We start from the raw sequence: 25,644 nt of genomic DNA on the forward strand, positions 1-25,644 counted from the left end.
CCACACGGGGGGTGAAAAGGCCGGAACCAAAAAATATTTGGCACTGACATTCATCGACACACTATTGAGTTCTCAAAGAACACACGCACACACATTCAATCCGAATTACTTCGGACCTTCAGTGAGGCAACTTTTCCAGCTTAGCTCATTCGCTCACCCGATCAAAATCGGGCTCCCGATCGAGCCAGTGTGATCGCCAGGCGCTCCTCGTCCTACCTCGTTTCCCGGTCCTTCCGCTCGGCGTCTCCGCCTTGCTTCTCGGCTCCGGGTCGGTGTCCGTGTCGCTCTGACTTGGAATAAGTTACGCGGCGGATAACGCTTCGTCAAATCGCCTGCCCAGCGCGCTTTTTCGCAGGTCAGCGGCGTGCGCGCGGCGAAACTCCGGCGCGAATGACACAAGTGTGATTCAGACCACGACAAGATCGATTGGCAGCGCTTCTACGACAATGCGCCCGTCGGCGATCAGCCACCCAGCGGAGCGCGGCGCGGAATGACTTTGCGATACGTGATCCGCCAGCCGACGGGTTCTCGCACCACCACGTCCTCATACGTAACGCTTCCGCAGCGACCATCGGCGGCGATCCCGATTCCCTTCGACAACACCTGCGCGCGGTCGGCCTCACTTTCGGTGACGATCACATTCGTGACGTGATGGCCGACCGGATTCGCGTCGCCGAGCGCGAGGGCCGCGTCACGCACAGCGGCGATGCCGCGCAATTCGCCGTATCCCATGGCGGTCAGGTCGTAGACGATCTCGGCGCTGAACAGCTCGTCCATGCGATCCAGTTCGCCCGCATCGATGATGTGGCCGTGCCGGGCGATGAGGTCGGTGATATCGAGGCGGTCTTCCACTGAGAGCGTCATGCGCAGCACCGTAGTGCCGCTTCCCGCATCGGGCAGCCGAGTATCCGCACGCCGCGGCGGCCTTCGCTCAGCCAGGCTTGTCCGCCGCACGAAGCAGTTTGGCGCCGAGCCGGGCGAGCAGGTCTTTCATCTCGACGGGTTCGACGACCTCGAAGTCCAGGTCGAGGTGCGCGATGCGGAGGGCGGTCCACTCCAGCGAATCCGCGGAGGTGCGCAAGAGACAGGTCCGCTCGTCCAGCGGTTCGACTTCCTCCGCGCGAACGCGGAACGTCTCGGCCAGCACGGCGGCGCGGGCATGCACCCGCAGCACCACGGGACGAACCGGTCTGGAGCGCGCCAACTGGCTGGTCACGAAACTCGCCGCGTCGGCGGTGGGCAGCGCGCGAGGTGCGCAGCGTATTCCGATCGGCCGCGGTGACGTCACACGGTCCACGCGGAAAGTGCGCCAATCGGCGCGGTCGACATCCCAGGCGACCAGGTACCAGCGCCGACCCGCCGAGACCAGACTGTGTGGTTCGGCGAGGCGGCTGCTTTCCGTATCGGTCTTGTCGCGGTATCGGAAGCGGATCCGCTCGCTGTCGCGCGCGGCGGCGGCCAGGGCGACCAACACCTCGGGATCGATCATCGGACCGGCGGCGGGCCCGCCGAGCGAGACGGTGGTGGCGTCTATCGCGTCGACTCGGCGGCGCAAGCGCGACGGCAGGACCTGCTGCAGCTTCACCAAGGCGCGAGCAGCCGATTCCTCGATACCCGCGACCGCGCCCTGCGCCGCGCCGCGCAGTCCGAGCGTGATCGCGACCGCTTCCTCGTCGTCGAGCAGCAGCGGCGGCAGTGCCGCGCCCGCTTCCAGGCGGTAGCCGCCGATCGCGCCGAGGCTCGCGACCACCGGATACTCCAGCTCACGCAGACGCTCCACGTCCCGGCGCACCGTCCGCACCGTGACGCCGAGCCGCGCGGCCAGTTCGGGACCGCTCCATTCGCGGCGGGTCTGCAACAGCGACAGCAGCTGGAGCAGTCGCTCGGCGGTCCGGGTCACGTACTCGAGTATGGCCGCGAAGGAGGACAGAAACCGACCTCATCGCTGCCTAGCGTGAGGTCCGTGCATGCAGATCGAGACACCATCAGGATCGTCGGGGCTCGTGAGAACAATCTGCGCGATGTCTCGCTGACGATCCCCAAAGGCAAGATCGTGGTCTTCACCGGCGTCTCCGGTTCGGGCAAGTCGTCGATCGTCTTCGGGACCGTGGCGGTCGAATCGCAGCGGCAGCTCAACGAGACCTTCACCTGGTTCATCCGCAATCGGCTGCCCAAATACGAGCGTCCGGAGGCGGACGCGATCGACAACCTGGCGCCCGCCGTCGTCGTCGATCAGAAGCCGATCGGCGGCAATTCCCGTTCCACGGTCGGGACCATGACCGACATCCACTCCGTCATCCGCGTCCTGTTCTCCCGGCACAGCGTGCCGAGCGCGGGCGAGGCCACGCGCTATTCGTTCAACGATCCGCTGGGCATGTGTCCCGCGTGCGGGGGTCTCGGCAATGTGGTGCGGCCGGATCTGGGCAAGCTCATCGACCGCGGCAAATCGCTCAACGAGGGCGCCATCACCTTCGGGCCCTTCGCGGTCGGAACGTTCCAATGGCAGCTCTACGCCGAGTCGGGGCTCTTCGATCCGGACAAGCCGCTGCGGGACTTCACTACCGAGGAATGGCAATTGTTCCTGCATGGCAAGGGTTTCCGGGTGCCGCGCAAGAATCGGAACGGCTCGGCGGGAAACAACGCGTACGAAGGCCTGTTGGAGCGGTTCGACCGGCTCTACATCAAGCGTGATCTCACCGCGTTGTCGGACAAGAATCGCGAAGCCGCCCGCGCGGTGGTCACCGAGGAGGTCTGCCCGGACTGCGGGGGCGCACGGCTCAACGCCGCCGCGCTGGCGAGCCGGATCGATGGCCTCGGCATCGCCGACTACGGCAGGCTGGAGATCACCGACCTCATCGAGGTGCTCGACCGCCTGGACGATCCGGTGGCTCGGCCGATCGCCCAGGCCGCCGTCGCCCGGTTGCGCCGGATCGAGGAGGTCGGGCTCGGCTACCTGTCGCTCGATCGGGAAACCGCCACCCTGTCCGGCGGCGAGGCGCAGCGCCTGAAGGTCGTCCGGCATCTCGGCTCCAGCCTCACCGGCATGACCTATATCTTCGACGAGCCCAGCGTCGGCATGCATCCCCGGGATGTGGGCCGGCTGAACACTCTGCTGAGCCGGCTGCGGGACAAAGGGAACACGGTGCTGGTGGTGGAGCACTCCCCCGATGTCATCGCCGTCGCCGACCATGTGGTCGACATGGGGCCGGGCGCCGGTTCCCGCGGCGGGCAGGTGGTGTTCCAGGGCACCGTCGATCGCTTGCGGCGTGCGGAGACGCCGACCGGTGCGGGCCTGCGCCGGGTGCGGCGGGTGAAGGAGGACGTCCGCGAGCCGGCGGGATGGCTCACCGTCGCCGATGCCGACGCCTACAACCTGAAGAACCTCACCGTACGGTTTCCGACGGGTGTACTCACTGCGGTGACCGGCGTGGCGGGCTCCGGGAAGAGCACGCTGGTGTCCGGCGCGTTCGTCGCGGCGCATCCGCAGGTCATCGCGGTGGACCAGGCCGCGATCGCCGCCTCCCGGCGCTCCAGCCCCGCCACCTATCTCGGCATCATGGATCCGCTGCGTCAGCTGTTCGCCAAGCGGCACGGTGTCCGACCGGGCTTGTTCAGTTTCAATTCCGACGGCGCCTGCGGCGAATGCGACGGCGCCGGAGTGATCTTCACCGATCTGGCGTACATGGATCCGGTCACCACGATCTGCCAGGCCTGCCACGGACGCCGATACCGTCCGGAGGCGCTCGCTTACGAGATTCGCGGGGCGTCCATCGCCGACGTGCTGGAGATGCCCGCGGCGGAAGCGCTGGACTTCTGGGCCGCGGACGGGGACCGGCGGATCGGCACGCCGTTGCGGTCGCTGCTCGACGTCGGTCTCGGGTATCTCACTCTCGGCCGGTCGTTGTCCTCGCTGTCCGGTGGCGAACGCCAGCGCGTCAAGCTGGCCGATCACCTCCAGCGTCGCGCCGAAGCCGCTGTCTACGTGCTGGACGAGCCGACCACGGGGCTGCACATGGCCGATGTCGACGCGCTGGTCGGGCTGCTGGACCGGCTGGTCGACGCGGGCAACACGGTGATCGTCATCGAGCACGACCTGGACGTCGTCGCTCGGGCCGACTGGGTGATCGACCTCGGACCCGACGGCGGAAAGCACGGGGGCGAACTCGTTTTCGCCGGGACACCGGCGGACTTGCTGGCGGACGACCGGTCGCTGACCGCGGAATACCTGCGGCGCAGTGTCGTTGCCCGATGATTCCGCCACCGAGGACGTGATCGCGGCATCATGAATCCATGGCGACACGGGAGGTGGTCCGGGCGGGAGCTTTCGCGCGGATCTACGATCCGAGCGCCGGGGAGTCGGAAGCCTGGTACATCAACGATCACACATTCGTTCGCGACGCTGCCGGAAGGTGGCACCTTTTCGGGATCACCCACCTCGAGCCGGCGGATCCGTTCGACGAGATCGAGTTCGCTCACGCCACCGCCGACCGGCTGCACGGTGCGTGGACCAAGCACGCCTCCGCGTTGCGAGTGGACCGGGACTACGGGGAGACGCATCTGTGGGCGCCTTATGTGCTCAGCGCTCACGGCCGGTACTACATGTTCTACGCCGCCGGCGGCGCCGACCGCACCGCCGCGGCGATGAACCTGGCGACCTCGCCCGACCTCTTCCACTGGACCAGATCGGCGGAGGGCCCGCTGTTCCGCGACGGCTACGACGCTCGCGATCCCATGGTCGTGCGCGTCGGCGAACAATGGGTGATGTATTACTGCGCGACCAGCGCCCCGGCGGGTGGTCACCATGTCGTCGCCTACCGCACCAGCGCCGACCTCCTGCACTGGGGCGATCGGCACATCGCGTACACGGACCCTGCCAAAGGCACCGAGGCGGGCAACACCGAATCGCCTTACGTCCTCCGGTACGGGGGATGGTGGTACTTGTTCATCGGTCCGCGCCCGCATTACGTCGGCACCGACGTCTTCCGCAGTGACAATCCTTTCCATTTCCGCATCGGCGACAAGGTCGGACACATCGCGGCGCACGCCGCCGAGGTGGTCGACGAGGACGGCCGCTGGTGGATCACCAGTGCGGGGTGGGGACAGGGCGGGGTACATCTGGCGCCGCTCGGCTTCCCGCAGTCGCGGGTCGTCAAAACGGTTCCGCGCTAAGCGGTCCGAAGCACCGGGCCGAGCGCTATTTCGGCGAAACGCGTCTCCGAGCGCGGTCGCGGCTGGTATCTCTTGAGCGAGTCGAACTCTCCGATCACCCACCTACGGGAGGGACCGGCATGGCCCGTATCGGCATCATCAGCATCTCCGATGGCCGCGACTATGTGCATGCGGGCATCGCCGATTTCATCGCCTCCACCGAGGACCGGCTGGTGGCCGCGCTCGCGGACGCGGGCCACGATGTGGTCCGTGGCGCGGCGCCGATCAGCGACAACGCGTCGGCCGGTGCGGTGGCGCGCGCGGTCGCCGCAGCGGGCGTCGATCTCACCGTCCTGCATTACGCGGTCTGGGCGTTCCCGCATTTCACCATGCTGGCGGCGGGCGCGATTCCGGGGCCGCTGCTGTTGCTGTCGAATATCGACCCGGTCCAGCCGGGAATGGTGGGCATGCTCGCCGCCGGAGGTGCGCTGGATCAGATCGGACGTCGGCACAGCAGGCTGTGGGGCGATCCGTCCGATCCCGAACTCATCGACGCGATCGGCGTGCGCGCGCGGGCCGCGGCAGCCGTGGCGAGCCTGCGCGGTTCGACGTTCGGGCGCTTCGGTGGGCGGCCGATGGGCATGAACACCGCGGTCGCCAACACCGATCAATGGCAGCGCCTGTTCGGCATCGACGTCGAGGAAATCGATCAGTGGGAGATCGTGCGGCGCGCGGAACTGGCCGACGCGGGCGAGGCGAAGGCCGCGCGCGAGTGGCTGGAGCGCAACACCGCGGGCGTGTACTACGACGGCGCCAAGCTCACCCCGCAACTGCTGGAACGTCAGATCCGCTCGTATCTGGCGGTGCGCGAGCTGATCGACGAGTGGCGCCTGGATTTCTCGGGGATCAAGGGGCAGCCCGAGCTCACCCAGTATTTCGCCACCATGGACGTCACCGAGGCCTTCCTCAACGATCCCTACGACTGGAACGGACCGAAGGAGCCGCACGTCTGCGCGACCGAGGCGGACATGGACGGCGCGCTGACCATGCAGCTGCTCAAAGGGATCGCGGGCACCCCGGTGCTGTTCGCCGACGTCCGGCACTATCACGCCGATCGGGACATCTGGGATCTCTGCAATTCCGGCCAGCACGCCACCTGGTTCGCCGCCCGTAGCGACGATCCGGCGGAGAACCTGGCGAAGGTGCACCTGTACCCGGAGGTGTTCTTCTTTCCCGCGGGCGGCGCCTCGGTGCATCATCTGGCCGCGCCGGGCCGGATGACTCTCGCCCGGCTCACCCGGCTCGACGGCGACTACCGCATGCAGCTGATGCTCGGCGAATTCGAGGAATACGACGAGCAGACCAACGAAGCCCTGATGAAGCAGTCGACCCGGGAATGGCCGCACGCGTTCGCCCGGCTGGACGCGCGCGCCGAGGATTTCCTGAACCGCTTCGGCGCCAACCACATTCACGCAGTGCCCGGCGACCACCGAGAAGCCGTGCGCGCGACGTGCGAATTGCTCGACGTCACGGTGGACGAGTTCACGCGGTGACGATGTTTCTCGGTATCGACATCGGGACCTCGAGTTCGAAGGGCGTGCTCACCGACGCGCGCGGCACGGTCATCGCCAGAGCCGAGCGGGCGCATGAGGTATCCATGCCGCACCCGGGCTGGGTCGAGCACGACGCGGAGAAGGTGTGGTGGGCGGATTTTCTCGCACTCGCCCGTGAGCTGGTGGCGGCGGCCGGCGGCGCCGCGCTCGAGGGACTCGCGGTGTCCGGCATCGGCCCGTGCCTGTTGCCCGCCGACGCGAAGGGCAGGCCGTTGCGCCCGGCCATCCTCTACGGCGTCGACACCAGGGCGAGCGTCGAGATAGCGGAACTGAACGACGAATTCGGCGCGCGGGCCGTGCTCGACCGCGCCGGATCGCCGCTGACCAGCCAGGCTGTCGGCCCGAAAGCCCGGTGGCTGGCCCGGCACGAGCCGGATGTCGCCGCACGCACCGCGATGCTGCTGATGGCGAGTTCTTTCCTGGTGCACCGGCTCACCGGCCGGTACGTGCTCGACCACCAATCGGCCAGTCAGTGCGTGCCCCTCTACGACCTGCGCGAACGTGCCTGGGCGAGCGACTGGGCCGAGCGGATCGTGCCGGGCTGGCGGCTGCCGGAGCTGGCCTGGCCCACCGAGATCGTGGGCCGGGTGAGCGCGGACGCGGCGGCCGCGACCGGACTTCCGTCGGGGCTGCCCGTCACCACCGGGACCATCGATGCCTGGGCCGAGGCGGCCAGCGTCGGCGTCCGCGCGCCGGGCGACGCGATGATCATGTACGGCACCACCATGTTCCTGGTGCAGGTGCTCACCGACCCGCGCCCACATCCCGGCCTCTGGGGCACCTGCGGCACCTGGCCGGGCACGTATACCCTCGCCGCGGGCATGGCCACCTCCGGCGCGGTCACCGACTGGCTGCGCAAGCTCGTGGGTGGCGAGTTCACCGACTTGGTCGCCGCGGCAGCGGAGGTGCCCGCGGGGAGCAGGGGGTTGCTCGCGCTGCCCTATTTCGCCGGGGAACGCACGCCCTTGTTCGATCCGGACGCGCGCGGCATCGTCGCGGGATTGACCCTCGGGCACGGACGGACCGAGCTCTACCGCGCGGTTCTGGAAGGCATCGCCTACGGAGTGCGCCACAACCTCGAGGCCATGACCGAAGCAGGCGGGCAGGCGGGGCGTCTGGTCGCGGTGGGCGGCGGCACCAGAGGCGGGCTGTGGACCCGGATCGTCTCCGATGTCACCGGGCTGCCGCAGCAATTGCCCGCCGACACCGTCGGGGCGAGTCTCGGCGACGCCCTGCTCGCGGCCGAGGCCGCCGGGATCGACACCTCCGGGTGGAATCCCGTCGTCGACACCGTGCGACCGCAGCCCGAAAGTGTCGCGATCTACGACGAGTACTACCGGCACTACCGCGATCTGTACGATCGGACGACGAATATCGCGCATTTCCTCGCGGCCGAACAGCACCGCGCCGGGGCGGCTTCCTGATCGCGAATATCCGTGCGACTATGCACAGTTGCTCCGCGGAACGATACGAGGATGTCATGCCCACGATCACCTTGACCCAGGACAATTTCGACTCCGTCGTCACGTCGCATCCGATCGTGCTGGTGGACTGGTGGGCCGGTTGGTGTGGGCCGTGCCAGTATTTCGCTCCGGTGTACGAAGCGTCGTCGCAGCGGCATCCGCAGATCGTGCACGGCAAAGTCGACACCGAAGCCGAGGTCGCGTTGACCGCCGCCGCCCAGGTGACGCAGTATCCGACGGTGATGGCGTTCCGGGACGGCCTGCTCGTCTACTCCGCGGCGGGCGCCCTCGCCTCGGACGCGCTGGAAGACCTTGTGCAGCAGATCCTCTGGCTGGACATGGACCAATTCCGCCGGGAACTCGCCCAGCAGACCGACACCCGGCAGTTGGCCGCGACCGGCGGGGCCGCCACGGCGCACCGGGCCGGGCTCGCGCCGACCGCACCCCGGTACGGATGGCCGGGACTGTGACCGCGCCGGGCGGTGAACTGTGGCGGCTGGACGGCACGCGAACGCGGTCGGTCAGCGCCGAGAATCCGACGGGGGCGCCCGGCGCGGGCGCGCGGGCGACCGACGGCACCGGAGCGCACGCGGCACGGCTGCTCGGGGCGGGGTGGAAGATCTCCCCCTCGATCGCGCTCGCCCACGGCGAAACCGCCACGCTGGCCGACGTATCCGGTCCCGGCGTTTTCCGGCATTTCTGGTTGACCACCGAGCGTTCCGTCCTTCGCGGGCTGACGCTGCGGATGACCTGGGACGACGCGGCACGGCCCGCGATCTCCTCGCCCCTCGGCGACTTCTTCTGCAACGGATGGGGCGAGACCGCCCTGCTGAGTTCGGAGATGGTGGTCGTCGCGCCAGCGGGTGGATTGAACAGCTACTGGCCCATGCCGTTTCGGCACCGCGCTCGCATCACGCTCGAAAACCACTGCGGCCGCGAGGTTCCGGTGTACTACCAGGCGACTTACACCGAAGAGGACGTACCGGACGAAGCGGGGTATCTGCACACCCGGTGGACGCGGACCACCGGCCTGGGGAACCCTGCCGTCCACACCGTGCTCGACACGGTGCCGGGGCCGGGCCGCTACGTCGGCACCTACCTCGCCATCCGCCCGGGCGCGCCGGGATGGTGGGGCGAGGGCGAGGTCAAGTTCTTCCTCGACGGGGACACCGAGCATCCGACCATTTGCGGGACGGGCACCGAAGACTATTTCGGCGGCGCCTGGAATTTCGATCTCGACGGGACATACCGGACATATTCCACGCCTTATCTCGGGCTGCATCAAGTGCTGCCGCCGGAGGAAATCTATCGAGCGGATCAGCGCTTCGGCATGTATCGCTGGCATGTGCGCGATCCGATCTGTTTCGACCGCGAACTGCGCGTCACCGTCCAAGCCCTCGGATGGCAGGACGCCGAGACCTATCTCCCGCTGGAGGACGCCGACGTGGCGACCACCGCCTGGTGGTATCAGGCCTGAGCGGGGTCGTCGGCATCCGGTGGGAGCTCCGACGCCAGCAGTTCGTCGGCGCGCGCCAGCGCCGCGTCCATGCCCGCGGTGAGATCGTCCATCACGGTCAGGCCGTCCAGCAGTCCGGTGAGTTCGTCCTGCACGGCGCGCAGCTCGGCGATCGCCGGATCGACGGGGAACCACGCGACCGAGTCGCGCCACCACGGATCGTCGCAGAGCCATGCCCACAGCACATCACGCACCAGCACCGGGTCGGAGGTGTACATCTGGAACGACTCGGTCGCCGACCCGGCCCGGTGCTCCAACTCGTAGACGGCGTCGGGCAGCAACCTGGCCCGGATCTCGTGCAGGTCGGCACGGCTGAGTTCGAGCACGGCGTCTTCCGGCCCGGCCGGTTCGCCGAGCAGGTCGCCGAGCGCTTCCTCGGTCAGCTCCGGCAGCTGCGTCCCGTCTCCCGTGCGGATGCGCACGTCGGTGGGGTCGATGCTCATCGCGACAGTCTGCCCGATACGGCGGCGGAATACCCGAAATGCTCCGGTGCCGGGCGGCGAGGGGCAAGGTGGTCGGTATGGGTGTGCTCCAGACGATCGGACGATTCGCCGGATCGCGCGACGGGCTCGTCCTCGAAATGCGACCGGTTTCCGCCGACGTGTCGATCCGCCCGCGTCCGCTGTGCGACGGGGGCGGTGTCGGCGACGCGAGCGGGCTTCGATCGGGGCAGGCGCCATGACGACCGTGGCGGGAGTCGACAGTTCCACCCAGGCGTGCAAGGTCGTGGTCTGCGACGCCGACAGCGGTGAGATTCTCGCTCAGGGGCGGGCCACGCACCCGGAGGGGACCGAGGTCGCCCCGGCCGCGTGGTGGGACGCGCTACAGACGGCGAGTGCGGGATTGCTCGACGACGTCGACGCGATAGCCGTCGCGGGGCAGCAACAGGGCTTGGTCCCATTGGACGTGGCGGGTGTTCCGGTGCGGGACGCGCTGCTGTGGAACGACGTCCGCTCCGCCGACGCGGCGAAGGAACTGATCGCCGACCTGGGCGGCCCGCGGGCGTGGGCCGATGCGGTCGGCAACGTACCGGTGGCAGGCCTGACCGTCGCCAAACTGCGCTGGCTGGCCGACCACGAGCCGGAACTCGCCGACAACACCGCCCACGTCGTGCTGCCACACGACTACTTGACCTGGCGGCTACGGGGCGGCGGACCGGGACACATGCTCGAGCCGACCACCGATCGGGGCGATGCTTCCGGCACCGGCTATTGGTCACCAGCCGACGGAGACTATCGCGAAGATCTGCTCGCCATGGCCTTTCGTGGGCGCCACCCGGGCCTGCCCCGGGTCCTCGGCCCGGACCAGTCCGCCGGGCACACACCGTCGGGCGCACTGGTCGCCGCCGGAACGGGAGACAACGCCGGGGCCGCGCTCGGCTTGGGCATCACTGATGGCGATGTGGTGGTCTCCCTCGGCACCAGCGGAACGGCATACGCTCGCACCGACCGTCCGGCCGCCGACGCGACCGGCGCGGTGTCCGGTTTCGCGGACGCCACCGGCGCGTTCCTGCCGCTGGTCTGCACGCTCAACGCCGCCCGCATCCTCACTTCGACCGCCGAGCTGCTCGGCGTGGATCTGCCGACGCTGGAATCGCTGGCCGCGCAGGAGCCGCCGGGCGCGGACGGCGTGGTCATGCTGCCCTACCTCGCCGGTGAACGCACGCCCAACCTGCCGCACGCCGCGGGCAGCCTGCACGGGTTGCGGCCGGAGGCGATGCGCCCCGGCACAGTGGCCCGCGCCGCCTTCGAGGCTCTGCTGTGTCATCTCGCCGACGCGCTCGACCACCTCACCGAGATCGGCGGGGTCTCGCCGCGGCGCGTGCTGCTCATCGGCGGCGCGGCGCGCTCCCGGCTGGTGGCGGCGATCGCCGCGCAGGTCTTCGGCGTCACGGTGACGGTGCCGGAACCGGCCGAGTACGTGGCGCTCGGCGCTGCCAGGCAAGCGGCATGGGCGCTCAGCGGCACGTCCCGGCCGCCGTCCTGGCCCGCATGCTCGGTCGCGGAGATTCCGCCACCGGCCGACACCGCGACCGGACGGGACATCCGGGCCGCGTATCGGAGGACCCGCCAGGCGCTGTACGGCTGACCACTGTCTTCACCGCAGTCCCTGCGTGCGCAGCGAATCCGGAAGCACCCTGTTCCGCTCTGCGGGTAGCCGATTTTCGTCGCCGGGTGGCGCCTCGACGGCCGGAGGGGTTGGATCACCTCGTCGAAGAGAGGTGGACGAATGACCGATACCCAGGTGCGAAGGGCGGTGACGGCGGAACGAGCCGAACTCGCCGAACTCCTGGCCGGACTGGACGCCGAGGGCTGGGACTCGCCGACCCTCTGCGCGGGCTGGCGGGTACGCGAAGTGGTCGCGCACATCACCATGCCGTATCGCCTGTCGAGCGCGCGCCTGGCGGTGGGGATGGTCGCGGCGTTCGGGAACTTCAACCGCTTGGCCGACCGCACCGCCCGGATGGACGCCGCCACGCTGAGCACCTCGGATCTGCTGAAATCACTGTGGGACAACGTCGATCACCCCTGGCGGCCGCCGGGCGGCGGGCTCTCCAACGCGTTGAGCCACGATGTGATCCACGGGCTGGACATCACCGTTGCCCTGGGCCTGGACCGCTTGGTGCCCGAGGAACGGATGCGCTTGGTGCTGGACACGATCGACCCCAGGACCGTCAAGCTGTTCGGCGCCAAACTCGGCGGCATCGAACTGCGCGCCGACGACCTGGACTTCAGCTACGGGTCCGGGACGGTGCTGTCGGGGCGCGCCCAGGACCTGCTGCTCGTCCTCTGCGGCCGCAAACTGCCCGCCGGACACCTCAGCGGCGAGCCCGCGGAGCGATTCACCGCACGCGACTGACCCGACGCCCGTCGCTCACCGGCCGGTTTCGGCGCACGCACGCAGGTAGGCAGCCGTTTCGTCGTCGGCGGGGAAGTACGCTTCGACCGCGACCTCGTCGAGCGTGATGTCGAATGCCGCGCCGAAGGTCGTGATCGTGCTGAAGAACGCGAGTTCCGTGTCGCGGTGGCGCAGTCGGATCGGCAGCAGGATGTCCGCGATGTCACTGTCCGCGCCGCCCGGCGAGCCGTAGGAGCGCAGTTCCTCGTGCAGCGCGGCCAGTTCGGGATCCCCGGTCGCCATCACCTGGCGCGCCAGGCGGGGCAGCAGGAAAGCGCGGACCTGCTCGAGATTGCGCAGCCGGGAGGCGAAGCCCGCCGGGTGCAGGCCGAGCCGCATCATGTTGATCGGCGGTTCGAGCAGTCGCGGATCCACACCGTCGAAGAACACGCCCACACAATCGTTGGCCTGCACCAGATTCCAGCGCCGGTCCACCGCCAGCGCCGGATAAGGTTCGTGCAGCCGCAGTACCCGCTGCACCGCGTCGCGGGCGCGCCGCAGCGCGGGGTCGTTCCAGTCACTGCGCCGGAACTCGGGAGCGTGTCCGGCGGCGATCAGCGCGCGATTGCGTTCGCGAAGCGGAATGTCGAGCTGTTCGGCCAGGTGCAGCACCATGGCTCGGCTGGGCGTCGTGCGGCCGGTCTCGACGAAACTGACATGCCGGGCGGACACGTCGGCCTGGATGGCCAGGTCCAGCTGGCTCAGCTTCCGCCGGTGCCGCCACTCTCGCAGCAGCTCGCCGACCGGTCGATCACCGTTCATCGGCCCAGTATCACGACGCCCGGGTCACGCCCGCCATTACATGGCGGGTAATCGACACCCCGGTTCGCGCGCTGCCAGTCTCGTCGGCATGACGAACGACAGCGCGGCAGCGCGCAACAGGGAACTGCTCCTGAACGGCTTCACGGAGTTCGCGGCGGGCAACGTCGACGTGCTGCGCACTCTGCTGCACGACGACTTCCTCGAGCACAGCCCCGGAAATCCCTCCGGGAAGGACGCTTTCATCGAGTTCATCGCCCAGGCACCGGTGGCCGGGTCGAAGCTGGAGCTGGCGCGGGTGATCGCCGACGACGAATACGTGGTCATGCACTACCGCATGATCCCGCCGGGCGACGAAGAGCCCGACCTGGCTGTGGTCGACATCTGGCGGGTGGCCGACGGAAAGATCGTGGAGCACTGGGATGTCGTGCAATCGGTGCCCGAGCCCGCGCAGATACCGCACGGCATGTTCTGACCGGGAAAATTCGGTTTTCCGGCGACGGTTTCACCGGAGCCTGACCGTCACCTGCCGTGCAGCGCCCGCATCCGATCGGGTACCGGGGCCCGAGTACCCGATCGGATCGTCGGTGGTACGCGCGTGATACGCGCACCAGCCGCGATCTGCCGTCGCGCCACGAGTCGGTCAGCGCGAGAGCGGGTGCCGGATGGTCACCGCCGGGCCGAGCGTCCGGCAGCGCGCACGATCGCGGCGAATGCCGCCGCCTGCGCGGAATCGGCTCGGCCGCAGGACCAACCGAGGCGTTCGCCGCTGCGGTATTCCAGGTAAGCGACGGCGCCCTCGTCTCGGTCCGTCGCCTGCTGGGTCAGGCCGAGCACCTCGATGCGATACCCCGCCTCGGCCAGTGCCTCGGTGAGCGCCGCGACCGGGCCGCCGCCGCGCCGCGTACGGTGGGTGACGCCGTCGACGATCAGCGTGATCTCGGTGTCCGCTTCGGCGCCGTCGCCGCTGGTGCGCCAGTCCTTCACGGCCAGCCCCGACGGGTCGTCGCAGTAGATCGCCTCGAACAGGTCACGCAGTTCGGCGGCGCTGATCTCGACGCCGGTGTCGTCGGCGAGCGCTTGCACGTGCCCGGCGAAATCGATCTGCAGGCGTCGTGGCAGGTCCATGCCGTATTCGGTGTGCAGCAGGTAGGCGATGCCACCCTTGCCGGATTGGGAATTGACCCGGATCACCGCGTCGTAGCTGCGGCCGAGGTCGGCGGGATCGATGGGCAGATACGGCACGTGCCAGTCGGCCGCGCGCTCGGGAATGCCCGTCGCGGCGGCCCGGGTGCGATGCTCGGCCATGCCCTTCTTGATCGCGTCCTGATGAGTCCCGGAGAACGCGGTGTGCACCAGATCGCCCACATACGGGTGTCTTTCGTGGATCGGCATACGCGTGCAGTATTCGACGGTTCGCCGGATCTCGTCGATGTCGGAGAAGTCGATCATCGGATCGACGCCCTGCGCGTGCAGATTCAGCGCCAGCGTGGCGATGTCGACGTTGCCGGTACGCTCACCGTTGCCGAAGACGCAGCCCTCGACGCGTTGCGCGCCCGCGAGTACCGCCAGTTCGGCACACGCGACGCCGGTGCCGCGATCGTTGTGCGGGTGCACCGACAGGACGACGCTGTCGCGGCGAGCCAGATTGCGGTGCATGTATTCGATCTGGTCGGCGTAGACGTTCGGGGTGGCGACTTCGACGGTGGCGGGCAGGTTCAGGATGACCGGCCGCCGCGGTGTGGCGTCCCACAATGTCGTCATCCGGTCGCAGATCTCGAGGACGTAGTCGGGCTCGGTCAGGTTGAACACCTCGGGCGAGAACTCGAACCGCACGTTCGGCAGGTCCCCGGCGCAGTCCAGCACGGCGCGCCCGCCGTCGAGGATCAGCTCGCGCAGCGCCGTGCGGTCCTTGCCGAGCACGATGTCCCGCCACGCGGGAGCCGTCGCGGTGTACATGTGGATCACGACGTCGTTGGGGATGCCGCGGACCGATGCGACGGTGCGCTCGATGAGATCGCGCCGCGCCGGGGTGAAGACGGCGATCGTCACGTCCTCGGGCGCGAGATCCTCCTCGGCGATGAGCCGAACGAAGTCGAAGTCGGTCTGGGAGGCCGACGGGTAGCCGACCTCGATCTCCTTGTAGCCCATGGCGACCAGGAGCTCGAAGAAGCGTCGTTTGCGCGCCGGGTCCATCGGCTCGGCGAGTGCCTGATTGCCGTCGCGCAGATCGACCGGCACCCACAGAGGCGCCTGCGTGAGCCGGGCGTCGGGCCATTTCCGTTGCGTGAGCGGTACTTCCACGCGTCGGTGGATGTCACGATAGCGGTGCGACGGCATTTGCGAGCGCCGCTGGCGATTCCACGCCGGAGCCTGATCGGGCACCTGCCCCGCAGGCGTGTGGATGGTGGGGAATGCGGTGGTCATGGGTCTGCTTCCTGGCCATTGCGGCCGTCACGACAAGGGTGACCGGCCACGACGAAGCCCCACGGCGGGCGGCCGGTCGTTCAGGCCCCGCCGTGGCGGCTAAGCAGAAGCATGGTGCGCATGATGGCTAGACTGTACACGACTCCTCAGACAAGTAGAGAGGTAGTGAATGATCTCCCAGGTACGGCGCCATCCACTGGCCGCGCAGGCGGCCGAAGTGTTGCTCGCCCGCATCCAGGCGGGCGAATGGCCGCTGGGTCACCGCCTGCCCGGTGAGACCACCCTGGCCGCGCAGCTCGGCGTCGGACGCTCGACGCTGCGGGAGGCGATCCGCGAGCTGGCCGGTAGAGGCGTCCTGGACAGCAGGCAGGGCGCGGGCGTTTTCGTGACCGCGCTCGAGGCGACCGAGGAATGGGACGCCGTGTTGCGCCGCGCCACCATCGCCTCGGTGATCGAGGCGCGCATCGCCATCGAGGCCGAGGCCGCCGCACTGGCCGCCCAGCGGCGCACCCCCGCCGACCTGCGCATGATCCGCCGGGCCCTGGCCGCGCGCGAAGCACACGGCGAGCCGGTGGCCGAGCACGTAGACGCCGATATGGCGTTCCACCGGGCGGTCATCGTGGCCGCCCACAACGACGTACTGACCCAGTTGTTCGACAGCTTCCTGCCCCGGTTGCGGCTGGCGATGATCGACATGTTGAAGATCCGCCCGGTGCCGTCGGAGTCCGTGGATCACGCCGCGCATCAGCGGCTGGCCGACGCCATCGCCGCCCGCGACCCGGCCGCCGCGGCGGAGTACAGCCGCGCCCACCTGACCACTCTGAAAGAGGCTTTCACGTGACCGAACCGGTGCTGGAACTGACCGACGTGACCTTCCGCCGCGAGGGCAAGAAGATCATCGGCGGGATTTCGCTGACCGTGCGCGCCGGCGAACGCTGGGCGCTGCTCGGTCCGAACGGCGCGGGAAAGAGCACCCTGCTCGGCTTCTGCGGCGCGGTCACCTTCCCCACGTCGGGTTCGGTCCGTGTGCTCGGCGCTGAACTCGGCCGCGTCGAATTGCAGCAGCTGCGCCGCGGCATCGGCCAGTTGAACCCACGCCACCCGTTGCGGTCTCCGCTGACCATCCGCGAGGTCGTGCTGACCGGCCTGACCGCGACGATCGACACCCCCATGCGCTGGACACCGACAGCCGACCAGCTCGACCGAGCCGACGCGATGATCGACACCGTGGGCCTGACCGGGAAGGCGACGGAGATCTGGCCCACGCTGAGCCAGGGCGAGCGCGGCCGCACGCTCATCGCCCGAGCGCTGATCGCCGAGCCACGGCTACTGCTGTTCGACGAACCGTCCACCGGCCTGGACGTCGCCGCGCGCGAGCAGTTGCTGGACACTCTCGACACCCTGGACCGTACCCACCCCGACGTCGCCTCCATCCTGGTCACCCACCACTTGGAAGAGCTGCCCAGCACGACGACCCACGCGTTGCTCATCGCGGGCGGTCACGCCGTCGCGGCGGGCCCCGCGCTGGAGACGATCACCACCGAGAACGTCACCGCCGCCTTCGCACACCCGGTGGAGGTCCGCTACGACGACGGCCGTTGGACCGCGCGAGCGGCCCGCAAAACCATCGCGTGGCCGCGGTAGGCGCGTCGGCCGGAGAAATTTCCGCCGACATGTCGATTCGGGCGGGGGTCGTTCGATGCAGTGATGTGAGGATCGACCGATCCTGACGCCACATCGACCGAGGATGCCGAGATGCGATACATGATGCTCATCCGCCTTGACCCCGCTACTTCCCCGGAGCCGGACGACGCGCTGGTCGAACAGGTGGGCAAGGTGATCGAGGAGATGACCAAGGCGGGCGTGCTGCTGGACACCAACGGTCTGCACTCGATCACCGAAGCCACCAGGGTCACCCAGTCCGGCGGCAAGCAGACCGTGCTGGACGGACCGTTCACCGAATCCAAGGAGATCGTCGGCGGATACTGCATTCTGCAGGTCAAGTCGAAGGAAGAGGCGGTGGAATGGACTTCTCGTTTCCTCGCCGTACACGGACCCGAATGGGACATCGAGGTCGAGGTCCGGCAGATCGCCGAACCCGCCTGAGCGGGCACGGCGGATGAGCGGGCAGCCGTCCGCGGATTCGGCGCGACGCGCCGCCGAAGCCGTGACCCGGATGGAATGGCCCCGGTTGGTCGCCGGGCTCACCCGGGTGGTCGGCGATATCGGCGCCGCCGAGGAACTGGCGCAGGACGCGTTGGTCGCGGCGTTGGAACAGTGGCCGCGCGACGGCGTGCCGCCGAACCCGGGCGGCTGGCTCATGCTCACCGCCAAGCACCGGGCGATCGATCGGGCGCGGCGCAACCGCACCTTCGCCCGCAAGCTGGAGCTGCTCGGTCGCGATCTCGTGACCGAGCAGCCGCCGCCCGATACGAACGACGACCTGGTCGAGGACGACCTGCTGCGAATGATGTTCACCGCCTGTCACCCGGTGCTCACCGAACCGGCCCGGGTCGCGCTCACCCTGCGGCTGCTCGGCGGGCTGACCACCGAGGAGATCGCCCGGGCGTTCGTCGTGCCGGAATCGACCGTGGCGCAACGGATCGTGCGCGCGAAACGCACCATCGCCGACAAGCGGGTCCCCTACACGGTGCCACGCGGTGCCCAGCTGGCCGATCGGTTGGCCTCGGTGCTGGCCGTGGTCTACCTGATCTTCAACGAGGGCTACGCGGCAACGGCGGGCGAGGACTGGGTCCGCGAGGAGCTGTGCCAGGACGCGCTGCGCCTGGCCCGCATGCTCGGCGAGTTGTTGCCCGCCGAGCCGGAGACGCACGGCCTGGTCGCGCTGCTGGAGCTACAGGCTTCCCGGCTGCCCGCGCGCACCGGAACCGGCGAAGAGGTGGTGCTGCTCGATGACCAGGACCGCGCGCGGTGGGATCGCCTGCTGATCCGGCGCGGGCTGGCCGCCCTCGGGCGGGCGAACAGCACGGCACGTGAGCGCGCCTTGCCACCGGGACGGTACGCGCTGCAAGCCGCGATCGCCGCGGTGCACGCGATGGCGGCGACGCCGGAAGAGACCGATTGGCGGCGCATCGCCGGACTGTACGCCGTTCTGGCGCAACGCTTTCCCTCCCCCGTCGTGGAGCTGAATCGCGCGGTCGCGGTGAGCAAGGTGCACGGCCCCGCCGCGGGGCTGGAGCTGGTGGACGCGCTCGTCGCCGCCGGCGCCCTCACCGACTACCACCTGCGCTACGCCGTGCGCGGCGACCTGCTCGCCCAGCTGGGCCGGTATGCGCAGGCCCGCGCCGAATTCACGCGCGCGGCGGAACTGACGGGCAATACTTCCGAGCAGGCCCTCCTGCTCGACCGGGCGGTCGCCTGCGCGCAGGCCGATTGACCGCACCACGGTGGTAACGCCGCTGTAATCGCCACACCGCAAACGCGTGTGAGCATGCAACGAAATCGATTACCACCGAAGGGAATACGACTACGTGTGGCAGCTCTATCGAGCAGTACTCCGCACCGGCGACCACCGCCTGCTCGGCTACGTGGACGCGGGCCCGCGGCTCATGGAACACGCCAGGATCGGCCACCACCTCGTCCAAGGGATCGAGCGACTGCTCACCGAACCCGCTCGGGTCACCTGGGCGGGACGGGATGCGCAACGACCCCGACTAGGCGAAAACCTCTATCGCACAGCAGGTTCGGTCGCCGCACTGCGGCCGCCGGAACACGGCGCGGTCGGCCGCTATCTGCTCAATCACGACCTGCGGATCTTCGTGGACAAAGCGACCGTACTGGAGAACGAGGCCCGTCACCGCATCCACCCACTCCCCTTGCTCACCGCCGAACCCACACCGGACCCCGGCCGCACGGTGGGCGACCGCACCCTCCTCGGCTCTTGGGCACACGCCCTGATCTCGGTCCGCGACACCGTGCCGAAAGGCTATGAACAACGCAAGTTCGATTTGGTCGAACGCCTTTCTCGAGCCCAGCCGGGCGCCCGTGCCTGCGGCGGCGGCCCCGCACGTGGATGAGCGTTGATCCACTCCCGGAGGCCGGGGGTCCGCTCTACACGTAGAAGTCGGTGCTCAGTCCAGCCGTCGAGCGGGCCACCGCGATGCTTGACTCTCCAGTCGGTGGAAAGTGCAGTGTGGGCGGGGTGACCGACAATGCCGACAATGCCGACCTGCTCGCCGCGGAGCAGTTCTCCCACGGTTCCGAGCTGCCCGCAAACATGCGTCCAGCGTCCCGCCTACGTGCCCTGCACCGGAATCCGCTGGTTCTCGCGAACGCCTGGGATGCCGCCAGCGCCGTGGCGGTAGCCCGCGCGGGAGCAACCGCTATCGCCACCACCAGCGCCGGAATCGCCTGGTCCTGCGGACTACCGGACGGTCATCACATCAGCCGCGAGAACATGATCGACGTCGTCCGCCGCATCATCGACGCTGTCGAACTCCCCGTTAGTGTCGACATAGAAAACGGATACGGTCCCGATCCGGTCGACGTCGCCGAGACCGTCGAACAGATCGTCGCCGCCGGCGCCGCCGGAATAAACCTCGAGGACTCCCGCTCGGCCGACCAGCCTCTCCACAGCCCCGGCGAGCAGGCCGCCCGCATCTGCGCGGCACGCGCGGCGGCAGAACGCGCCGGCGCACCGGACCTCGTCGTCAATGCCAGAACCGACGTCTACTTCAGCCGAAAACGCCCCGTCTCAGACCCTTTCGCTGAGGTGCTCGCCCGCGCCCGGGCCTACGCCGCAGCAGGCGCCGACTGCCTTTTCGTGCCGGGGCTGCTGGATTTGCCCACCTTGGAGCGGCTCGCCGCCGCAGCACCGCTACCGATCAACGCGATGACCGGCCCGGGAGGCCCCTCCGTCGCTCGACTCATCGAGGCGGGCGTCCGCCGCATCAGCCTGGGGCCTGCGCTTCACCTCGCGGCACAAGCCGCGGTGCACCGAGCCGCTACGGAATTCCTGCGGGCCGGAACCTTCGATGCTTTTGCCGATGCCACCACCATTGCCGCGGCCATTATGCGAACCTGACGGATCGACGCACCGTCAGGAAGTGTGCCGTGCCCCGGACAGCCGTATGAGCCGACGGAAACTGCGCCGCCGACGTGGCGCTCGACGTTCCGGCGGCCCCGATGAGGCTGCCGAGCCTGCGCGGTGTTCGGCTTCGGCGAGTTCCTTCAGCGTCAGCAGTTGCTTACGCATCATGAGCAGGTCGCCGAGGGCCAATGTCACCGCGACGAGTCTGGGCGCGCCGCAGCGTATCCGGACCAGGAGGCGGGTTCCCGCGCCTTCTGGTCGCACCGCGTAGGTGACGCACGCCTTGCCCGAGACCAGCGTGATGTGCCTGCCCAAGGCGAAGGAGACCAGCTCGAATTGGGACATGAACCGTTGCCCCACCGCCAGTTCGGTGAGCATCGGGTCGCGCCGGCGCGGGCTGCGTTTGCCGAAGTTGTCCAGCAGGTCGTAGCTGTACGGCGCGACGCGCAACTGGCACAGCCAGGCGTAGACGAGAGCGTGCGGCGCGTCGACGCTGATCGCTCGATCGGCCTGGAGACCGCCCGGTTGCCGGTCGTCGCACGGCAAGGGAGCCTCGCGTTCGGCTTCGGTGGCGCCCCACACCGTCCCCGGGATCATGCCGCCGCCGCGATCCTGCGCAGCATCTGACGCACCGCCAATCGGTGACCGCCCGTCCCAACGACCAGCGCACGATAGATCCGGCCGTGCAGACCGGGAAAGTCGCCGTAACTACGCGCGCGAACGCGGGTCCGGCCCGGGCCCTCCTCGTCCAATTCGAAGATCAGCGCGTATTTCGAGAACCAGTGCTGGCCGCGCAGCGCCAAACGGTGCGGTTCCGCGACGGAATCGACGACGAACCCGGTGGGCGGCGACGGCTTGTGCGGGTCGCGACAGACGACTCGCAGCATCGCTTGCCACGCCCGGTCGCGATTCGCGTCGACCGATCTGGCATGCTCGTCAATATAGGACAATCGCTCCATATAGAAGGAACGTACTAGTACATGGCGCCGCCCCGCAAGCACGACAGCGACGTGATCCTCGACGCAGCACGCGCGCTGGTCCTCGCCGAAGGGCCCCGCGCGGCCAGCGTGTCGGCCATCGCCGAGGCCAGTGGCGCTCCGGTCGGCACCCTGTATCACCGCTTCGGCAACCGCAACGGTGTGCTCACCGCGGCGTGGCTGCGCGCGCTGCGCCGTTTCCAGGACGGCACCCTCGCCGCCGCCGACCAGCCGGATCCGGTGGAGGCGGGCGTCGGGATGGTGCGCGCCGCCTTGCGGTTCGGCCGCGAACTCCCCCAGGACGCCAAGCTCCTGCTGGAGCTGCGTCCCAGCGATCTGCTCGACGGCGAGCCGGACGCCGAGTTCCGCGCGACCCTGGCCGAGATGAACGCGCCGCTGATCGAGCATCTGCGCCGCATCGCGCTCGCCTTGTTCGGGAGGGACGAGGAGCGAGAGATCGATGCGGTCAGCCGCGCGATCGTCGACCTGCCCTATGCGGCGCTGCGCCGCCACGCCCACGCCGCGCAGCTGCCCGCCTGGCTGGAAGAGGACCTGGCTGCCGCCGCCCGCACCCTGCTGACTTCTTATCGGCCCTGACCTGGCGACGGCTCAGCCGGTGATCAGCCCAGGAGTGAGTTCGTCGAGGCCGGAGATGACCTTGGCGGCCAGGCCGAGCGCATCGGAAGCGGGCGGGTACTCCGGGCGCGGCGCCGCGATCACCCGCATCCCGGCCGCGTGGGCCGAGCGCAGGCCGTTGCTCGAGTCCTCGACGGCCGCACAGTCACTCGGCCGCTGACGCAGGAACGTCGCGACCGTCAGGTAGACGTCAGGCGCCGGTTTGCCGCGATCGACCTCCTCGGTGGAGAAGGTGACGGAGAAGTACTCGATCAGACCCGTCCGGCCCAGCACCGTGTCGATGAGCGCGCGCGGCGACGAACTGGCCAGCCCCAGCGGCCAGTGCTCACAGATCCGCTGCACGGCCTCGACCGCACCCGGCAGCACCGGCACGCCCTCGGCGTAGCGTTCGGACATCCGCTCGATCACCTCCCGCGCGACGGTCTCCGGGGGCTCGCCGACCCCGAGTTCGCCGCTCAGATAGGTCGACCATTCCCCGGTGCTCATCCCCATCAGCCGCTGCTGGGTGTCGGGCAGCCATCGCCCACCCTTCTCCGCGACGTAGCCACGCCGCACCAGTTCCCAGACCGGCTCGGAGTCGATCAATACGCCGTCCATGTCGAACACGACCGCGGTGATACCCATGCGCACAGAGCCTTTCGCCAGCCGAAGCGGTCAGGGATCCAGCGCGGCCGCGACGCGTATCCGGCCGCCGGAACCAGGCCGATACCACCCGGGAAAGGCGATATGCGGTCGCGCACCAGCCTAGGCGGTGACGGCTCGTGACGACGGACACAGCACCCGCGCGGCGAGCATTCACCGGGCAACCGATAACTTGTTCTCATGAACGAACCGCGGGACGGCGACTCGCTGCCGAGTCAGGAGCACCACGAGGGCGGGTTCCGGCCGATGACCCAGCTGATCGCCGCCCACGAGGCAGCCAAGGACGACATCTCCCGCGGCGGGCCGCACTACGGCCAGTTCATCGAGCAGGTGCGCGGCCTGATGGACCGCGTCCGGCTGGCCTCGCCCTCCGACGAGCTGGCGGTGGAGGCGATCGGCATTCTCAAGGAGCTGAACGACAGGCTCGACGCCGCACGGGTGGACGAGTGGTCGACGCCCAACTGGACCCGCTTCGACCTGCCCGCCCGCGGCAACATCACCCTGCCGCCGTTCTTCATCGACCATGTCGACCCGCAGAACGGCGTCGACGCGCGCCTCACCTTCCGCACCTTCCACCTCGGCGGCAACAGCGCCGCCCACGGCGGTCAGATCGCCATCGCCTTCGACGACCTGCTCGGCATGGCGGCCGCGGTGCGCTCCGGCGCGGTGACCAGAACGGCGTCGCTCACCGTCGACTACCGCTCCATCACGCCGCTGAACACCGAACTCCAGGTGCGCGCGTGGGCCGAACGGCAGGAGGGGCGCAAGGTCTATGTGCGGGCCACCCTGCACGACGGCGACCGGCTGTGCGCGGAGGCGAACGGCTTGTTCATCGTGCTCAAGCCTGGACAGCCCTGAAACTCGGCGCCTGCGCGGCGAGGGTCGGCCGGTTCGAGCCTCGGCCCCGCACCTGCCGGAGTCCGCTGAGCGGCGTCGACTTCTCGCACGGACGGTGAACGGCCCGGCCACCGCATGCCGGGAGCGCCGCTTTCCTGTCCTCTCCGCTCTCGCGCCGCATTCATAGCGCCCGCGCTCGCCGCTCCCCCGGTACACGCTGTCGCGTCGACGGATCGCGAGTCCGCCGACGCGCAATGGTCGCCCTCGATAAGCGATTCACCTGCCGACGAGCCGAACGCCGAGCACCCTCGCGAATGGCGCACTGTGCACGACTGCGCGGAATGCCCTGTCGGTCAGATCGATTCGTGTCGACCCCGAAGGCGCAGGCAGGCGAGCCACCCGCGAATCCGGCGCGACCGCACCTGCACACGATTCAGACTCGCGTGAAATGCCTTCGCCGCGTTCCGGCGCTCGCCGGTCGGACATGCCACCGGCGAGCGCCGACCGCTCACCGCCCCGGGAAGTGCGCCTCCCGGTACGCGCCGAACCGCGCGTCCACCTGCTCGGCGGTCAGCCCGAAATCGGCGAGGGTGTAGCGGTGCGCCGGGCGTGCCGCCCCAGACGTGCTCTCCGCGTGCAACGCGGTCATCGCCGCCTCGGCCTCGGCGGTCAGTGGCAGCCCGAAGTGCCGGTAGATCGACGTCACCGTGCCGATCGGGTCGGCGACGAACTCGTCGTAATCGACATCGCAGAACTGCGCCGCGTCGTGGCGTTTGCGGTCGGCGAGGAACCGCTCCGCGCCGCGCGCCCACAGATCCAGCTGCGTCGCGCCGACCACCGGGCCGCGGAACTTTTCCGACCAGCCCGCCGACGCCTGCTCGTTCAAACTGCACACCGACGCGATGATGGTGCGTGGATCGCGGTGCATCTGGATGACCAGCGCGTCCGGATAGACCTCGAAGATCGCGTCCAGCGCGAACAGGTGACTCGGGTTCTTCAGCACCCATCGCTTGCCCGCGTCCGGCAGCCCGATCAGTTGCAGGTTGCGCCGGTGCCTGCGATAGGCGGATGTCCAATCCCGCTCGCGCAACCACTCGGAGTAGGTGGGCAGGTAGGCCAGGCACTCGTAGGACACCGACATGGCCGACTGCCGCAGCAACTGCCAGCACTCCTCGACCTGGTCGGCCGAGATGTGGTGCACTCCCATGAACTCCGGATGTTCGACGTGGTGCTTGTCGTAGGCGGCGGCGAGGCGCTGGTAGACCGGGTTGCCCGCCCACGTCTCGCGCGGCGGGCGCGGCTGCGGCATCTCGGTCAGCCACATCTCCAGCCCTTGGTGCGCCGGGTCGGCGTTGAGCAGGCGGTGCACCGCCGTGGTGCCCGAGCGCGGCAGACCGGTCACGAAGATCGGGCGCTCGATCGCCACGTCGGCGTGTTCCGGATGCTGCCGCCAAGCCGCCTCGCTGAGCAGCCGGGCGATCAGCGCGCCGCGCAGGAACGCGCGGTTCACCTTATTGCCGAAGGGCGTGAGTTCGGCGTCCTTCGCATAGGACTCGAGCAGCACCTCGAGCCCTTCGCGGTAGTCGTCGGTGCCGAAGTCGTCCAGCCCGACCACCTTGGTCGCCGAGGCGTGCAGATCGTCGACGGTCCCGACGTCGTCCCTACCGATCACGGTCAT

The 25,644-nt window shown here is 69.0% G+C and carries 26 protein-coding genes; 17 read left to right on the forward strand and 9 right to left on the reverse strand.

Annotation, left to right across the window (positions count from 1 at the left end):
* Positions 1 to 462: 462 nt before the first annotated feature.
* Together ABZ824_RS38015 and ABZ824_RS38020 are read right to left on the reverse strand one after the other, a co-directional pair.
* Complete coding sequence (locus tag ABZ824_RS38015; protein WP_355078963.1) at positions 463 to 864, reverse strand: nuclear transport factor 2 family protein; 402 nt, start codon at positions 862 to 864, stop codon at positions 463 to 465.
* Between the two features lie 67 nt (positions 865 to 931).
* The gene (locus tag ABZ824_RS38020; protein WP_356969563.1) at positions 932 to 1,900 is read right to left on the reverse strand and encodes a WYL domain-containing protein; all 969 of its coding nucleotides are present in this window, start codon (positions 1,898 to 1,900) and stop codon (positions 932 to 934) included.
* Between the two features lie 63 nt (positions 1,901 to 1,963).
* Here ABZ824_RS38020 and ABZ824_RS38025 point away from each other — a divergent pair, with 63 nt between their 5' ends.
* The 6 genes from ABZ824_RS38025 (at position 1,964) to ABZ824_RS38050 (ending at position 9,701) form a co-directional block, all read left to right on the forward strand.
* Positions 1,964 to 4,252, forward strand: a complete 2,289-nt coding sequence (locus tag ABZ824_RS38025; protein WP_356969565.1) for an excinuclease ABC subunit UvrA — start codon at positions 1,964 to 1,966, stop codon at positions 4,250 to 4,252.
* A gap of 38 nt (positions 4,253 to 4,290) precedes the next feature.
* Complete coding sequence (locus tag ABZ824_RS38030; RefSeq protein ID WP_356969567.1) at positions 4,291 to 5,169, forward strand: family 43 glycosylhydrolase; 879 nt, start codon at positions 4,291 to 4,293, stop codon at positions 5,167 to 5,169.
* Positions 5,170 to 5,288: 119 nt separating this feature from the next.
* The gene (locus tag ABZ824_RS38035) at positions 5,289 to 6,701 is read left to right on the forward strand and encodes an L-fucose/L-arabinose isomerase family protein (RefSeq protein WP_356969569.1); all 1,413 of its coding nucleotides are present in this window, start codon (positions 5,289 to 5,291) and stop codon (positions 6,699 to 6,701) included.
* 2 nt (positions 6,702 to 6,703) lie between these two features.
* Positions 6,704 to 8,185 (forward strand): FGGY-family carbohydrate kinase, encoded by a 1,482-nt coding sequence (locus ABZ824_RS38040; protein WP_356969647.1) that lies wholly within the window; start codon positions 6,704 to 6,706, stop codon positions 8,183 to 8,185.
* Between the two features lie 56 nt (positions 8,186 to 8,241).
* Positions 8,242 to 8,694: a thioredoxin domain-containing protein gene (locus ABZ824_RS38045; protein WP_356969571.1), complete on the forward strand. Its 453-nt coding sequence runs from the start codon at positions 8,242 to 8,244 to the stop codon at positions 8,692 to 8,694.
* Positions 8,679 to 9,701 (forward strand): glycoside hydrolase family 172 protein, encoded by a 1,023-nt coding sequence (locus tag ABZ824_RS38050; protein WP_356969573.1) that lies wholly within the window; start codon positions 8,679 to 8,681, stop codon positions 9,699 to 9,701. The genes ABZ824_RS38045 and ABZ824_RS38050 overlap by 16 nt, the downstream gene beginning before the upstream one ends.
* On the opposite strand, the gene ABZ824_RS38055 is transcribed toward ABZ824_RS38050, so the two are convergent.
* Positions 9,692 to 10,183 carry a hypothetical protein gene (locus ABZ824_RS38055; protein WP_356969575.1) on the reverse strand — a complete coding sequence of 164 codons (492 nt, stop codon included), beginning with the start codon at positions 10,181 to 10,183 and terminating at the stop codon, positions 9,692 to 9,694. The two genes, ABZ824_RS38050 and ABZ824_RS38055, sit on opposite strands and share 10 nt — an antisense overlap.
* Positions 10,184 to 10,418: 235 nt before the next feature.
* Here ABZ824_RS38055 and xylB point away from each other — a divergent pair, with 235 nt between their 5' ends.
* Positions 10,419 to 11,828: a xylulokinase gene (gene xylB / locus ABZ824_RS38060; protein ID WP_356969577.1), complete on the forward strand. Its 1,410-nt coding sequence runs from the start codon at positions 10,419 to 10,421 to the stop codon at positions 11,826 to 11,828.
* Positions 11,829 to 11,969: 141 nt separating this feature from the next.
* A complete protein-coding gene (locus ABZ824_RS38065) occupies positions 11,970 to 12,599 on the forward strand; it encodes a maleylpyruvate isomerase family mycothiol-dependent enzyme (protein ID WP_356969579.1) in 630 nt (209 codons plus the stop codon).
* A 15-nt stretch (positions 12,600 to 12,614) separates the two neighbouring features.
* Here ABZ824_RS38065 and ABZ824_RS38070 read toward each other — a convergent pair whose 3' ends face one another.
* Complete coding sequence (locus ABZ824_RS38070) at positions 12,615 to 13,400, reverse strand: helix-turn-helix transcriptional regulator (protein WP_356969581.1); 786 nt, start codon at positions 13,398 to 13,400, stop codon at positions 12,615 to 12,617.
* 88 nt (positions 13,401 to 13,488) lie between these two features.
* Here ABZ824_RS38070 and ABZ824_RS38075 point away from each other — a divergent pair, with 88 nt between their 5' ends.
* On the forward strand, positions 13,489 to 13,872 hold the full coding sequence (locus ABZ824_RS38075) for a nuclear transport factor 2 family protein (RefSeq protein WP_356969583.1): 384 nt from the start codon (positions 13,489 to 13,491) through the stop codon (positions 13,870 to 13,872).
* 194 nt (positions 13,873 to 14,066) lie between these two features.
* Here ABZ824_RS38075 and ABZ824_RS38080 read toward each other — a convergent pair whose 3' ends face one another.
* On the reverse strand, positions 14,067 to 15,737 hold the full coding sequence (locus tag ABZ824_RS38080) for a 2-isopropylmalate synthase (RefSeq protein ID WP_356969649.1): 1,671 nt from the start codon (positions 15,735 to 15,737) through the stop codon (positions 14,067 to 14,069).
* A gap of 256 nt (positions 15,738 to 15,993) precedes the next feature.
* On the opposite strand from ABZ824_RS38080, the gene ABZ824_RS38085 reads away from it, so the two are divergent.
* The 6 genes from ABZ824_RS38085 (at position 15,994) to ABZ824_RS38110 (ending at position 20,868) form a co-directional block, all read left to right on the forward strand.
* Complete coding sequence (locus ABZ824_RS38085) at positions 15,994 to 16,665, forward strand: FCD domain-containing protein (RefSeq protein ID WP_356969584.1); 672 nt, start codon at positions 15,994 to 15,996, stop codon at positions 16,663 to 16,665.
* Positions 16,662 to 17,468, forward strand: coding sequence for an ATP-binding cassette domain-containing protein (locus ABZ824_RS38090; RefSeq protein ID WP_356969586.1), 807 nt, complete (start codon positions 16,662 to 16,664; stop codon positions 17,466 to 17,468). The genes ABZ824_RS38085 and ABZ824_RS38090 overlap by 4 nt, the downstream gene beginning before the upstream one ends.
* A gap of 111 nt (positions 17,469 to 17,579) precedes the next feature.
* Positions 17,580 to 17,930, forward strand: coding sequence for a YciI family protein (locus ABZ824_RS38095; protein WP_356969588.1), 351 nt, complete (start codon positions 17,580 to 17,582; stop codon positions 17,928 to 17,930).
* A gap of 13 nt (positions 17,931 to 17,943) precedes the next feature.
* Positions 17,944 to 19,221, forward strand: a complete 1,278-nt coding sequence (locus tag ABZ824_RS38100) for a sigma-70 family RNA polymerase sigma factor (protein ID WP_356969590.1) — start codon at positions 17,944 to 17,946, stop codon at positions 19,219 to 19,221.
* Between the two features lie 94 nt (positions 19,222 to 19,315).
* Positions 19,316 to 19,861 (forward strand): hypothetical protein, encoded by a 546-nt coding sequence (locus ABZ824_RS38105; RefSeq protein WP_356969592.1) that lies wholly within the window; start codon positions 19,316 to 19,318, stop codon positions 19,859 to 19,861.
* A 125-nt stretch (positions 19,862 to 19,986) separates the two neighbouring features.
* Positions 19,987 to 20,868 carry an isocitrate lyase/phosphoenolpyruvate mutase family protein gene (locus ABZ824_RS38110; protein ID WP_356969594.1) on the forward strand — a complete coding sequence of 294 codons (882 nt, stop codon included), beginning with the start codon at positions 19,987 to 19,989 and terminating at the stop codon, positions 20,866 to 20,868.
* A 15-nt stretch (positions 20,869 to 20,883) separates the two neighbouring features.
* On the opposite strand, the gene ABZ824_RS38115 is transcribed toward ABZ824_RS38110, so the two are convergent.
* Complete coding sequence (locus ABZ824_RS38115; protein ID WP_356969595.1) at positions 20,884 to 21,471, reverse strand: hypothetical protein; 588 nt, start codon at positions 21,469 to 21,471, stop codon at positions 20,884 to 20,886.
* Positions 21,468 to 21,833, reverse strand: a complete 366-nt coding sequence (locus ABZ824_RS38120; RefSeq protein ID WP_356969597.1) for a hypothetical protein — start codon at positions 21,831 to 21,833, stop codon at positions 21,468 to 21,470. Before ABZ824_RS38120 ends, ABZ824_RS38115 begins: the two co-directional genes overlap by 4 nt.
* A 21-nt stretch (positions 21,834 to 21,854) precedes the next feature.
* Between ABZ824_RS38120 and ABZ824_RS38125 the strand changes: the two genes are divergently transcribed.
* Positions 21,855 to 22,448 (forward strand): TetR family transcriptional regulator, encoded by a 594-nt coding sequence (locus ABZ824_RS38125; protein WP_355078927.1) that lies wholly within the window; start codon positions 21,855 to 21,857, stop codon positions 22,446 to 22,448.
* Positions 22,449 to 22,460: 12 nt separating this feature from the next.
* Here ABZ824_RS38125 and ABZ824_RS38130 read toward each other — a convergent pair whose 3' ends face one another.
* Positions 22,461 to 23,111 (reverse strand): HAD family phosphatase, encoded by a 651-nt coding sequence (locus tag ABZ824_RS38130; RefSeq protein ID WP_356969599.1) that lies wholly within the window; start codon positions 23,109 to 23,111, stop codon positions 22,461 to 22,463.
* A gap of 198 nt (positions 23,112 to 23,309) precedes the next feature.
* On the opposite strand from ABZ824_RS38130, the gene ABZ824_RS38135 reads away from it, so the two are divergent.
* Positions 23,310 to 23,987 (forward strand): PaaI family thioesterase, encoded by a 678-nt coding sequence (locus ABZ824_RS38135; protein WP_356969601.1) that lies wholly within the window; start codon positions 23,310 to 23,312, stop codon positions 23,985 to 23,987.
* A 487-nt stretch (positions 23,988 to 24,474) separates the two neighbouring features.
* Here ABZ824_RS38135 and ABZ824_RS38140 read toward each other — a convergent pair whose 3' ends face one another.
* A complete protein-coding gene (locus ABZ824_RS38140; protein WP_356969603.1) occupies positions 24,475 to 25,638 on the reverse strand; it encodes a sulfotransferase in 1,164 nt (387 codons plus the stop codon).
* Positions 25,639 to 25,644 lie beyond the last annotated feature (6 nt).

This window comes from Nocardia sp. NPDC047038, from assembly GCF_040644075.1.
Lineage (GTDB): Bacteria > Actinomycetota > Actinomycetes > Mycobacteriales > Mycobacteriaceae > Nocardia > Nocardia sichangensis.

Coding starts and splice junctions, on each gene's coding strand:
- ABZ824_RS38055 (WP_356969575.1), bottom strand. CDS start 10,183: ATGAGCATCGACCCCACCGACGTGCGCATCCGCACGGGAGACGGGACG.
- ABZ824_RS38095 (WP_356969588.1), top strand. CDS start 17,580: ATGCGATACATGATGCTCATCCGCCTTGACCCCGCTACTTCCCCGGAG.
- ABZ824_RS38040 (WP_356969647.1), top strand. CDS start 6,704: ATGTTTCTCGGTATCGACATCGGGACCTCGAGTTCGAAGGGCGTGCTC.
- ABZ824_RS38065 (WP_356969579.1), top strand. CDS start 11,970: ATGACCGATACCCAGGTGCGAAGGGCGGTGACGGCGGAACGAGCCGAA.
- ABZ824_RS38050 (WP_356969573.1), top strand. CDS start 8,679: ATGGCCGGGACTGTGACCGCGCCGGGCGGTGAACTGTGGCGGCTGGAC.
- ABZ824_RS38125 (WP_355078927.1), top strand. CDS start 21,855: ATGGCGCCGCCCCGCAAGCACGACAGCGACGTGATCCTCGACGCAGCA.
- ABZ824_RS38085 (WP_356969584.1), top strand. CDS start 15,994: ATGATCTCCCAGGTACGGCGCCATCCACTGGCCGCGCAGGCGGCCGAA.
- ABZ824_RS38120 (WP_356969597.1), bottom strand. CDS start 21,833: ATGGAGCGATTGTCCTATATTGACGAGCATGCCAGATCGGTCGACGCG.
- ABZ824_RS38075 (WP_356969583.1), top strand. CDS start 13,489: ATGACGAACGACAGCGCGGCAGCGCGCAACAGGGAACTGCTCCTGAAC.
- ABZ824_RS38015 (WP_355078963.1), bottom strand. CDS start 864: ATGACGCTCTCAGTGGAAGACCGCCTCGATATCACCGACCTCATCGCC.
- ABZ824_RS38115 (WP_356969595.1), bottom strand. CDS start 21,471: ATGATCCCGGGGACGGTGTGGGGCGCCACCGAAGCCGAACGCGAGGCT.
- ABZ824_RS38080 (WP_356969649.1), bottom strand. CDS start 15,737: ATGCCGTCGCACCGCTATCGTGACATCCACCGACGCGTGGAAGTACCG.
- ABZ824_RS38135 (WP_356969601.1), top strand. CDS start 23,310: ATGAACGAACCGCGGGACGGCGACTCGCTGCCGAGTCAGGAGCACCAC.
- ABZ824_RS38030 (WP_356969567.1), top strand. CDS start 4,291: ATGGCGACACGGGAGGTGGTCCGGGCGGGAGCTTTCGCGCGGATCTAC.
- ABZ824_RS38100 (WP_356969590.1), top strand. CDS start 17,944: ATGAGCGGGCAGCCGTCCGCGGATTCGGCGCGACGCGCCGCCGAAGCC.
- ABZ824_RS38130 (WP_356969599.1), bottom strand. CDS start 23,111: ATGGGTATCACCGCGGTCGTGTTCGACATGGACGGCGTATTGATCGAC.
- ABZ824_RS38045 (WP_356969571.1), top strand. CDS start 8,242: ATGCCCACGATCACCTTGACCCAGGACAATTTCGACTCCGTCGTCACG.
- xylB (WP_356969577.1), top strand. CDS start 10,419: ATGACGACCGTGGCGGGAGTCGACAGTTCCACCCAGGCGTGCAAGGTC.
- ABZ824_RS38035 (WP_356969569.1), top strand. CDS start 5,289: ATGGCCCGTATCGGCATCATCAGCATCTCCGATGGCCGCGACTATGTG.
- ABZ824_RS38070 (WP_356969581.1), bottom strand. CDS start 13,400: ATGAACGGTGATCGACCGGTCGGCGAGCTGCTGCGAGAGTGGCGGCAC.